Here is a 10,706-nt window from a genome sequence, read left to right on the forward strand (position 1 = left end):
GACCGCTAGTCTGCGGCACCCCCACTTTCATGTTAGCGAATTCCGGATAGTAATCCGAAAGCTTGGCCTGTAGAGGTAGGCGCCCTTTTTCCATCAGCGTAAGCCCGGCGACCGCCACCATCGGCTTGGTCATGGAGGCGAGTGCAAACAGGGGCATTGAGTGGCATTGACGTTCCTTTTACCGGATCCATCTGCCCATATGGCTTGTAGTGAATCAGCTTGCCGTCTCTTGCAATTGCGACCACTGCGCCCGGCACGCGCTTGTCGGCTATCTCGCGAGCGAAGAAATCGTCAAGCCAGATGAGCCGCTGCTGTGAAATTCCGACCTCGTCGGCTCTGGCCTGCGGCAAGGGCGCAGCCTTTCCTTCTCCCTCGAACTTTGAATGGATCCCCATCGTGTAATTCTGGCACTCGGTCATGATCAGATCACGTCGCTAATACCGACTACCGCATTGAGCGAAACACATTCTCGAAGCGTGGTCCGAAGCGCGCCTGAAGAGACGCCACCACTCCACTATCGACACCAGGCTTGGCCAAATAGTCCTACCCCCGACCAGACGGTGGTCTTCGAAGCCTTGACTTCACGTATAATCGCCGCAACGCCATGATCTTCCGCCGTCATCAGCACGATCCTCGCTCGCTTGGTAATCTTCTGAGCTGTGTTTCCATCGGTGCACCGTTGCTCCAGTCCCCTGCGATCGCCATCAAGTTACAATCAGGTCGTTTCCCATGCTGCGAGCGAACCATGTTCGCGACAGGTCCGGATTCGAATGTTAGTGACGGAACACCAGTTGAGCGCGCTCGGTCGTGCCAAAGGCCAAAGCCAGTGGGGCGCTTCCCTCGCGAGCTTTGAGCGGACGATCCCCGCGCTTGCGGGGAATTCTTGCCATCGAGTTGTCCGTTCGCATATGCACCGGGACCATCCCCGCGTATGCGGGGGAAGCTCGAAAATGAGATCGGCGTCTACCAAGCGCCTATTTCTATTAACAAACAAAGCGACGTTATTGCGGCATCGGTTTCAGCAGCAGCATACCAAAGCCAAAGGCGCGGTGCCGCCCAACGCCCCTGGCGAGCATCGCCTCGAAGGCGTTCGGATCGGTGACTGTCAAAGCGCCCTCGAAACAGGCGTCTGGGCCACCACCCTTTTCACCGTGAACCTGAACCGTGCGCGCGCGGCCGCGGCGCGTGATTGCCGAGCGGCGGAGCCAGACTATGCGGATCATATCAAGGGCCGCGCCACCCTTCACGAAATGAGAGGCCAACCAAGCCGTGTAAACGGCATCGCGCGAGAGCTTCCTGGCATCGGGGCGCGCCCGCGTCTGATGTAGAAACACATCGATTTCGCGCTTTCTTCTTCTGTCGCCGTTTCTCGTCTGCCGGACCACGGGACGTACGCGTAGCTCGAACCAAAGTCGGCGCCCGGCGATAAAAGAATCAGGCATGCGCTTCACAGCCAGCGAAGACACCCGGAGCGCACATGCAATCGTGGGATCGCAAAACTCCGCCGCGCGTCGACGCAATTCGTCCTCCGTAGCGTTAGCATAGCCCAAAAGATACGCAGGGCGGTGGCCGTTCTGTTCTACCAATCGAAACGGCTTCGGTGCGAGATCGCCGAAGGCCGCTGCAAGCAATGCGTGCCATAGATAGCCGTCATCGCCGCCAGGCTTCAGCAGCTTCTCGCGAACGCCCCAAGCCATTGCGCGCCCCACGTCAGGATCGAGCCTGACCATATGAAGGCCGCTCATGCCTCGGCTCCATTCGGAACCTGAGCCGAAAGCGTCAACGTCGACACAGTAGCCTCTCCAGTGTGGACTCCTGCGATCCAATCTCTTCGATGCGTAAGGCGGATAACTTGGCTGCAGTCTAGTGTAACGAGCTCACACTGCTGGACAACGAAGCGACATCGATCTAAGCTATCATCAGCGGCGGGAGTCGCCTGCAGTGCAGCCACGCTATTCTTTCCATCGCGAACTCCGATGAGCAAATGTGTGGATGGTAAGCAATGCTTTCGGCCGATAAACAGAGGACGCGCGGGACGAGAAACTGCGATGGTGAGATCATCGAGCGTCGGTGACTCGTCGGGAGGTGCAAGACGTACCGCGACCGTCAAGGCGGGGTCGGCGCAATAATGGCGCAAGCGGATGTGAGGGCTATCGTACGTGTCTTCACCGCCGGCGCGCCCTTCCGGCTTACCTCGAGTTGTCCAGCCCTCATCGCTTTTTGAAAGCCGGGCGGTCTGGAAATCGAGCAACTGATGCCCAGCCCGATCGATCCGCACGCCAAAGATTAACCGATCTTGCAGCCGCTGGTGCTTTGCCCGTTCATGACGAGAATAGCCGAGCGCATTGGCGAGCAGCCCGGTCATCATCGAGACGCCTGGAAAATCCCGTGTCGGTCCATTCGCGTCTATCGCTTCGCTGCCGAAAGACAGCAGGGGCGCCTCCAAGCGCAACATGAGGAATGACGGCATGAGACTCATTTCGCCGTTGGCATAGTGGCAACCATCTTGGCGGCGAAGATGGCAAGATCGTCCAGGGACATGAGGGTTGATCCTGGTAAATCGCCTTGGTCAATCGACAGATGGCCCCGGATTTCATGTGCACCATATGTTCGGTCGAGCTTTTCGATATGATTGAAGAGCGCAACAAAGGCCGCGCTTGACCGCGCATTAACAGGTTGGCGGAAAGCGTTCGCCAGCGTACGCGGTTGCCGGTCACCCGTTTCGACGAGCATCAACTCAGCGTAGCTATAGGGTGCCGTGGAGCCCCGTTTGGCGCCGCACGAAACCTTTGCAATGAGGTGGATCAGATGTTGGACCACCTTGCTGCCGAGGCCGACATCATCTCCGAGATTCGAGACAAGCAGAGGGACGTCGACAACCACATAACCATAGAACAACCCCGAGCTCAGCTCTGTATCAAATAGACCAGCTGTGCAGGCGGAGCTACCTTCGTGCGCGAGGTCGTCTATGACCGTGAAGTAGTCACTTTCGGCCGCTTCACCATGGACCGTGAACGCATGGGCCACGTGAATTGCGGCGTCTGTATTTGCTTCGGGATCTGATGTAACCATTCGACCGAAGAGCGCTGTCTCGAGGCCTGCGTTCAAGACGCCTTGGCGGCGAAGAGCGGAGAGATTGCCTCTTTCCTCCTTGAACAATGTCTTTACGGCCTGGTCGGCCGCGTTTGCATCTTTCGCGGCTTTGCCAATTTCAATTGCTTTATCGGAAAGATATCGAATCTCAGGCTCGCCCAATAGCAAGACTGGACGTTTCGATTGCTCCGCAGCCTTGCTGCCATATAGCTGCTCGGCGATCGCAGCAACTGTTGCAGCCATGACGTCAGCGGTCCCGGCATTGGCTTCTTGCATCGCGGGAAGAATGCGCCTCTCTGGCGTTTCCCGCGAACGTACGGCCATTTCAGGCCCTATGCGCCGCAACGACCATTCATCGTCAACCGTTCTCCAATGCCGCTTCAGACACTGAGATGACACCCGCGTGCGAAGCGTATCCCCGAAGGGCAGCCGCTTAGCGAGGCCGCTATCGTCTCGGTTGAGCAATGTTGCCGGATAAGATGTAAGCCAGTGAATTTGCAGAAAGCGGGACGCGAGCATGTTAAGCCGTATCGTGCAGAGAGTCAGAGAGGTCTTACTCGTCGGTCGACTTCGTGCCCGCCTTGCCTTCTGTTGTGGGCGAAATGCTGCGAGCGGAGCGGCAAAAATCGCGAGCAAGGGCGATCCGTACCGAGTCGGTATCGTTAGTATATTGGGGGAGACTTTCCATGAGAAGCAAACGCCCGAGATCGAGATAAGGCAGCACCTCGGCATGGTAAGCAAGCCGGCGGGCGAGACGGCGCGCGAGATCTCTAAATATGTCGCCGCGCGCCGCGAGAAAAATTGACAAGCGCAGCTCGGTTACGCCTGCCTCGGCCATAGCTCTTCCGAGGCTCCAGGTCCTTAGGCCCTCCGGCCGCAACGCCATCATGGAAGCGACTGCTGAAAAACGCCGGACCATATCTAACTCGGATCCCGGAGCGCCGACCGGCGCCGAGCCGCTGCCAAGAAGCTGCTGTGGAACACAATCAGTCAGTAATCGGAACAAGGCCGATTTGTCGGAGCGGCCAGAATTGAGGCGCCTCAGCGCCGCGAGCTCGCCGCGGGCTTTCATCTTCGCTAGCATGCTGATCCTGTTGCGCAGTTTGCGGAGCGGCGCATCCACCGGATAGGAGCGGTAACCGCCTCCAAGAGGAGGCCGTGGATCCACGTCGCAGCGGGGCTCAGTGACCGAAATGTCAATCATGCGGCACCTCTGTCGCCATTGGGAAAGTTCCGACGAAAAGCGGATTCGATCGCATCTTCGGCGACGCCCTCCGCCTGGTATCGGCGCATTGCCGAGCGTGGTGTGAAAGCTTTTGCTGTCGCCAATTGATGGATCGCCAAGCCCCTAAGTGCGTGAAGCCATTGGCGTCGTGCTGTTCGCTTCGCGGCATCATCGGGCGCAGTGAGTTCATGGAAGAGCGCTTCGAAGAAAGTGCTGTCCACGCTGCGATCAAACGCCGCCAGAAAAGGCGAGGCCCTGGCTTCGCATGCAGGCTGTGCGATGCGCGGATTGTCAGTGGTGCCCTGGAGAGCAATTAGTGCGGGTCTCAAGACGTTAACCCGCATCGTCGCTGCGTCCGCGACACGTTCGTTAGCCAAGGTTGCGAGCGTATCGACGCCCGCTCCGAAGAGCGGCAGCGCGCAGGCGGGCAGGGGAATGCGACGTTCGTGGAAGCCATCCGTGCCGCCTTGCCCACGGACCATTACCGTCAGCACGAAGCTGTATCCTTCCGTGCCGTCCTCCTCCTGCCATCGCTGGAGAGTGGGAGCCTTATACTGCCGCGCATCGAGCAGGTCTGTCACGCGCTTGTAGTGGAACCCAGCGCCATCAACCGTGAGCGCCTTCCTGACGGTGTTTCGCTGGTCAATGGGCGTCCACGGGTCTCCGGTCACGCCGTTCGTATGCTTAGGAAAGGCGATCCGTGCAGATTTGGTCTTTGCGCGAAGTGCAACGATGCGAGTGTCTTCTCGAATGAGTCGCACTCGCCGGCACACTTCCACATAGAACGGATCCAGTTCCTTTGGTGCAATGGGCGAGTCTCCATTCCAAGGTACCATCCACACGAGGCCGATTCCGTTCACAGCCGCGAACGCCGGATTGTCGTTTAGAATGTCGCTGCGTCCTTGTAAGAGGCGCTTGATGTCCCGTCGCACCCGCGCGCCCATCCCACCATTTGGAACGAGACCAACCATGGGTCGTGAAGCAAAGCCGCCATTCATGCGGCTGATCCCGTAGTTTCCCGCGCCAAGATATCCTTGCATCGTCTGCAACGTCAGCAGCGCGTAGAACCAGTGTTCGGGTCGGGCGATTACCATCCGTTTTGCCTTGACGTCGTGATTCTTCGAAGTCACGAGTATGTCCAGGGCATCGGGCGTTTCGTCGCGCTGTTTTAGGGCATTGAGCGTTCCTTCTGGGACTGGGGACTGTAGAAAGCCTGGCTTCGATACGTCCTCGACGACCAAGCTCCAAGGTTCATCGCCACTAAAGTTCGCGGTGAGGCGACGCAATAAGCGCGCCCACACTGACGTCTCAAGTGCGGGGGCATTAATGTTCCCTTCCAAGTGCGCAAGTGCGCCGACCTGCACCAGGAACGCATGCAAGGCCTGCCGTTGATAAGGCCGTACGGCGGGCATGTCGTCGACAACGTCCCTCATCAATGCGGAGTAGAGGGATGGGAGCGCTAGATGCGTTTGTCCCGTGCCGATCTTTGTCGTGAAGAGCGGCTCTTCTAGGCAGTTCAGAGGCACGCAGGAGATCCGGATGATGATTGGGAAGAATGATGCGGTGAAAGGCGCCTACAGACAGCATCTATCAACGCAGGGCTTGAGCGGGTGTGTCGGCGGTCCCGTCTCGCTATATGCAAAGCGACGGTTGCCGGGCTTCTGATGCGCCGCCCACATGAAAACAGACCCGCCGTTCCAAACTCGTCGAACATCCGAGAGATTGTTGTTTGTTGCGTGTTGACACCTCTCGCATGGGCGAGAGTTCGTTACTTGAGATCCGTGATTCCGCTGTTTGAACAGATCGCAATCATACAACCTGACGCTGGGTGCGATTCAAGTCTCAAGGAAATCTCGACTTCGGTGATCCTGAAATCTTGATGTGAAATGCATGAAGGTCGCTAGCCCGACCGGAAAGTGCCAATGACTGGTGTTGGACGCCATATTGTCGCATTTGGACGGGTGCGATACCAACCATTACTCAAAGCCTCAAGCGTTGGCTGTTGATTACCCCAATATTCGCAGAAGACGCTGGGGCCACGGACTGCGATCTCGCCTGGGGCGCCGGGCGGCAACATGCTGCCGGAATCATCGATGATCGCCGCTTCGCAGCAGAGACCGGCCAGGCCGCTTGATCCCTGAGGCACGAGATCTCCCGAGAGCTTCGTATATACCGCAATGGGGCAGGTCTCAGTTGAACCATAGACCTGTAAGACTGGCACTCCGCGCGTGACATCAGCCGGTCAACTAGACCTATTTCCAGAATTTTCAGCGCGGTCGGCAAAATCGCCGCGAGATCGCTGGTGACCAGCACGCGGCTGCCGGAATCGGTGAGTTTGCGCGACAGCGCGATCTCATCATCCATCGGCGAGAGGTGCGATACGCGCGCACCCGCCCTTAACGCGCCAAACAAATTGATTGGATGATCCGGTGCACTTAAGGTTTTTGACTGCTCTTTGAAGGAGCGAACCGCCGATCAGAGGCTTATTCTGAAGGTAACCGGAATCGCGCCGTTGTCGGAAACTGGACGCGAATTGCAAGCCACAAAGTGATCACAACCAGCCTTGATGATCACTGCGAAAACTCGGTGTACGACCTGTCGTCGCAGGTTCACTCCAGCCAGGTGCGATGGCGGCGCGGCAATCCCGTTCTCATGATTTGGAGGCCTGGAACCTAACGCTGCGTGAGGTTCCAGCTGTTTCTTTCGGAGTTAGTGTTGGACTGCCGGACAGTAAGTTTGCCTCGTCGTTGTTAAGTCGCGGCCGGGGGAATCTAGGTGATGGAGCTCAAAATGACAAACTTGTTGCTAGTTACGGCGAGCATCGCGGCGTTTGGCGCAGCAGCGGCTGGTCTCGGTGCCGACGCTGCTCCGCAGCCCTTCTACACCAACGCTCCAGAGCCAACAGCAGCCGATACTTACGATCGCCTTGATTCAATCGCGGTATCAAGGGCGGTTTTGGGGCTCGAGCAATGATCGGCGACATGGCCATCGACCCTGAAAACCAACAACAGTGGCGTGCAGCTGATCGCTGACAGGTAGGAGTACGTTCCCTGATGTATCGCAGGGCTCAAAGACCAGCCACCCGGCTGCCCCGAGATCCGGGACTGGGATTGAGATCGCGGTCATCATCCAGGCACCGGCCACGGATTTTTATCTCGTGACCGCACGGCCCAGTTACGGCTCGACGGCCGGGTAGTTCTCAACATTGATCCTGTCATTCAGACGGAGAGCCCAGGCCTCCAGCCGGGGCTCTTCTTCTGCTTGTGTGCCGCGTTAATGGCGTCCTATGTGCCTTCGGTATAGCAATTCAGTCGCCAGCCACGGACGGCGTGTCATCGTGCTTGAGGTGATGCTTTCGAATACTGTGACTGACCAACCAAATCACGCCGACCGCGATCGGCACGAAGGCCGCGGTCACGAACGAGGGCTCGACATGTAGTCCGACCTCGTGGGCCCCCTTGGCAAGATAGCCGAACAAGCTGACCACATAATATCCGATCGCCACGACCGACAATCCCTCGACGGTGCATTGCAGCCGAAGCTGCTGCCTCGTACGCTCGTTGAGTGCGTGCAACAGGTCACGGTTCTGTCGTTCGATTTCGACATCAACACGTGTTCGGAGCAGATCGGCCGCACGAGCTAGCTTGACGGACAGATTCGCCTGTCGATCCTCCATCGTAGCGCAGGTTCGCATGGCGGGCGCCATGCGGCGGGCCAGGAACGACGACCAGGTTGGATAACCTGCGATGTCCCTGCCCTCGACGATGGATAGTCGCGATTGTACGAGCTCGTTATAGGCCCTGCTGGCGCCAAAGCGGAACAGACTGCCGACCGCGCCTCTTTCGAAGGCGACGGCCAACGCGGTCAGCTCGGTAAGCAAATGGTTGTTGACCTTCAACCCCTCGGCACCTTGCATCTCTTCGAGCAGCTCAATAAGGCGGTGATCGATGCGATCGACAGAGGGCACGAGCTCAAGAGCTGTCGACAGACCAAGCAGCGCCAACGGACGGTAGGTCTCGATTTCTAGGAGACGCTGCACCAGCGCGCCGAGATCGTCCGGCGTCAGTCCGAGGTCGTAAACAAGGATTCTCGTGAAACCTAGTTCGTCCACGCGAAAGTCCGAGGCCACAATGGCATCGCCACACTTGACCGTGACCATCGCCAGGCTGCTTCTGTCAAATACCTGTTCGGCGCGCTCGATTGGAGAAATACCCCGCTCCACCTCCAACTTGATCGCGACCAGTAATTCTCCGGCCTGCTCCAACTCCCGGATCAACGGTTGAACGCTTTCTCCGATTTCACCGAACTGACGACTGGCCGGACTATTCGCGGTGCTCCATATCCACGTGAAGGTCGCAAATTCCGAATGCTGCTCCCAGCGTAGCACGGCCTGCCCGATCGCGATCTGATGATGTTTGGCCGAAGGGGCAGGCGGCGGAAGCTTGTGTTCTCGGCAGAAATCAACGAAACGGCGGCGATCGCTTGCAGCAGCATCGCCCTTGGCGAGGAACGCAAAGTGGACCACGCCGAATGACGAAACAAGGCGGGTGAAAGGTCGCGCATGCACTTCACCAAGCACCGCGTCACGCTGCGGATGCAGTTTGAACAATCCCAAGTCCAGCTCATTGACCATTTATCGACTCCTCGCTCTGCAGTGACCGTCGATGGTTGGCCTCACCAGGAACGGCACCGGCCGTGCCGGCAAACGGGTACACGCGCGAGGTGCGATCGATCTTAACGTACGCTTCCGCTCGTGAACGGCGAGTGCGCGCTGAACCAACCCGAGCAGGTGGAGGTAAATCATAGTCATCAGGTTTAGACCTACGTTCTCAACCACGTGAGGTGTGCATCGTCCGGCCTTTTGGGTGAAATTCCAGCGCTGTTGATCAATTCGCCCGATGGCCTGCGTGCGAGCCGCCGCTCGAGGTCGGCGGCAGCGCAAGTCTCCGTCAGAGGATTGCTTGCATCAAGCTGGGCACGCTTACTCGCCCGGCTTCGCAGGGCTGCTGACCGCTGTGAAACAATTGGCGTGCGCATGAAGCGATGCCTCGACCCGTTTTCGGAAACTGCTGTCCGGTAACCTGACCGATGCAGTGGGAGGCGCCGCTTAGCACGAGCATCCTCCGTTCTCGCCGCCGGGGCCGCTGATATCGGCGTAAAACGGGCAGGCGACTTCTCTCGTTAGCACTGGACCGGCGACCACATTGTCGCCTGGCAGATCGAGACTCAAACGCCGCTCCATTCTGTTGCTATGGCCTGCATTCTCAGGCGAGAAGGGCGTTGCAGAATCTGGGCCAGCATGATGAGCGGAACGCTCGAGGCTTTTTGAGCGCAATGTGAGCTTCGGAAGCTCGCCGGCAGGTTCCAGACATGCGCCGCGTTTGCTTTTGGACAGCGCAGCCCGGCCATATCGATCTCAGGTGTTTCGGCAAGGCGTCGACCCTGTTTGACCGGGCACACTTGAGCGTTTGGCCAGGCTCCTGTCTCGCTACAACACGCGAACTTGGAGTGCGCCGCTCACCTCCAGGCTCTAGCTCACGAAAAGAGACCTGATTGTTTAGGCGCGAGCCGTCATTGAGGCCATGGGCGACCTTGGCTGTTAAACACGATCCGGAAGGCGATGGCTGCGCCATCATTCGGCCTCTTCGGCCACCGGAGAAATGGCCGCCGCGGCGGGGAAACACGGCTTTTCTCAATGCCAGAGGTCAAAGCCAGCAGCGCTAAGCATCTGCGGCGCTAGTGACTAGTGAGTGCTTTTCATTGCCTCGATCTTGGTCGGCTTTCGAACAATCCGCGTCTGCCCCTTTGCGAGGCCACAACCGAGCCAAACACGTTTACTCGCCTCACTTTGGTTCGAGGGATAACCACGCTGATTACCGGACGATTGCGGCATAGACGATGTCCTGGACTTGTTCACGATAGTACTTCCGGATTTCTCCAGGTGCTGCCGTTCCTACTACCACAAGGAGACGCTCCTTTGGGTCGCAGAAAAATTGCGAGCCGTAGGCGCCGGTCCAGGTAAACTCCCCCGGGTTGCCTGGAACTGCTGAGAGACCCTCAATGGTCCGCACTGCCACCCCAAGCCCGAACCCGAAGCCCGCACGGTGGGGTTCCACAGTTGCGACATTGTTCTTGATCTCCGGTCCAAGGTGATTTGAAATCATGTGGTGCACCGTTTTGGGACCGAGAATGCGNTGNCCGTCGAGCTCGCCGCCATTGAGCAGCATTTGTCCAAAGCGCACGTAATCACCGACTGTCGCAAACGCGCAGGCTCCCCCGCAGTCAAATGTCGCTGGAGTGTCGAGGAGCTCAATACGCTGCGGCTTACCCGTTAGCGGGTCGTGCGGAAATGGACGAGCAAGACGCTCGCGCTGCGCGTCCGACGGAT

Annotated in this window: 7 protein-coding genes and 3 pseudogenes; all 10 read right to left on the reverse strand. The window is 58.3% G+C overall.

What is annotated here, in order from left to right; translation table 11 throughout:
- Positions 1 to 419: pseudogene (locus tag F758_RS49030) on the reverse strand (serine hydrolase domain-containing protein); the annotation flags it as partial.
- Between the two features lie 582 nt (positions 420 to 1,001).
- The gene (cas6e, locus tag F758_RS0141890) at positions 1,002 to 1,730 is read right to left on the reverse strand and encodes a type I-E CRISPR-associated protein Cas6/Cse3/CasE (protein WP_063615024.1); all 729 of its coding nucleotides are present in this window, start codon (positions 1,728 to 1,730) and stop codon (positions 1,002 to 1,004) included.
- A gap of 11 nt (positions 1,731 to 1,741) precedes the next feature.
- The gene (cas5e, locus tag F758_RS0141895; protein WP_024513362.1) at positions 1,742 to 2,470 is read right to left on the reverse strand and encodes a type I-E CRISPR-associated protein Cas5/CasD; all 729 of its coding nucleotides are present in this window, start codon (positions 2,468 to 2,470) and stop codon (positions 1,742 to 1,744) included.
- Positions 2,471 to 2,475: 5 nt separating this feature from the next.
- The gene (cas7e, locus tag F758_RS0141900) at positions 2,476 to 3,612 is read right to left on the reverse strand and encodes a type I-E CRISPR-associated protein Cas7/Cse4/CasC (protein WP_024513363.1); all 1,137 of its coding nucleotides are present in this window, start codon (positions 3,610 to 3,612) and stop codon (positions 2,476 to 2,478) included.
- Between the two features lie 34 nt (positions 3,613 to 3,646).
- Complete coding sequence (locus tag F758_RS0141905; RefSeq protein ID WP_024513364.1) at positions 3,647 to 4,297, reverse strand: type I-E CRISPR-associated protein Cse2/CasB; 651 nt, start codon at positions 4,295 to 4,297, stop codon at positions 3,647 to 3,649.
- Positions 4,294 to 5,844 (reverse strand): type I-E CRISPR-associated protein Cse1/CasA, encoded by a 1,551-nt coding sequence (gene casA, locus F758_RS0141910; RefSeq protein ID WP_024513365.1) that lies wholly within the window; start codon positions 5,842 to 5,844, stop codon positions 4,294 to 4,296. The genes F758_RS0141905 and casA overlap by 4 nt, the downstream gene beginning before the upstream one ends.
- A gap of 434 nt (positions 5,845 to 6,278) precedes the next feature.
- A pseudogene (locus F758_RS49035) lies at positions 6,279 to 6,551 on the reverse strand (AMP-binding protein); the annotation flags it as partial.
- Positions 6,551 to 6,754 (reverse strand): annotated as a pseudogene (locus tag F758_RS53700) (dicarboxylate--CoA ligase PimA); the annotation flags it as partial. The pseudogenes F758_RS49035 and F758_RS53700, both read right to left, overlap by 1 nt.
- 871 nt (positions 6,755 to 7,625) lie before the next feature.
- The gene (locus tag F758_RS0141920; RefSeq protein WP_024513367.1) at positions 7,626 to 8,951 is read right to left on the reverse strand and encodes a DUF3422 family protein; all 1,326 of its coding nucleotides are present in this window, start codon (positions 8,949 to 8,951) and stop codon (positions 7,626 to 7,628) included.
- 1,240 nt (positions 8,952 to 10,191) lie between these two features.
- A partial coding sequence (locus tag F758_RS0141925) for a serine hydrolase (RefSeq protein WP_024513368.1) occupies positions 10,192 to 10,706 on the reverse strand: 515 nt, incomplete at its 5' end.

The sequence above is a fragment of the Bradyrhizobium sp. ARR65 genome, assembly GCF_000472385.1.
Taxonomy (GTDB): Bacteria; Pseudomonadota; Alphaproteobacteria; order Rhizobiales; family Xanthobacteraceae; genus Bradyrhizobium.

Bases quoted from the DNA above. Each gene is read 5' to 3' on its own strand.
- cas6e (WP_063615024.1), bottom strand. From the start codon at position 1,730: ATGGTCAGGCTCGATCCTGACGTGGGGCGCGCAATGGCTTGGGGCGTT.
- cas5e (WP_024513362.1), bottom strand. From the start codon at position 2,470: ATGCCGTCATTCCTCATGTTGCGCTTGGAGGCGCCCCTGCTGTCTTTC.
- cas7e (WP_024513363.1), bottom strand. From the start codon at position 3,612: ATGCTCGCGTCCCGCTTTCTGCAAATTCACTGGCTTACATCTTATCCG.
- F758_RS0141905 (WP_024513364.1), bottom strand. From the start codon at position 4,297: ATGATTGACATTTCGGTCACTGAGCCCCGCTGCGACGTGGATCCACGG.
- F758_RS0141920 (WP_024513367.1), bottom strand. From the start codon at position 8,951: ATGGTCAATGAGCTGGACTTGGGATTGTTCAAACTGCATCCGCAGCGT.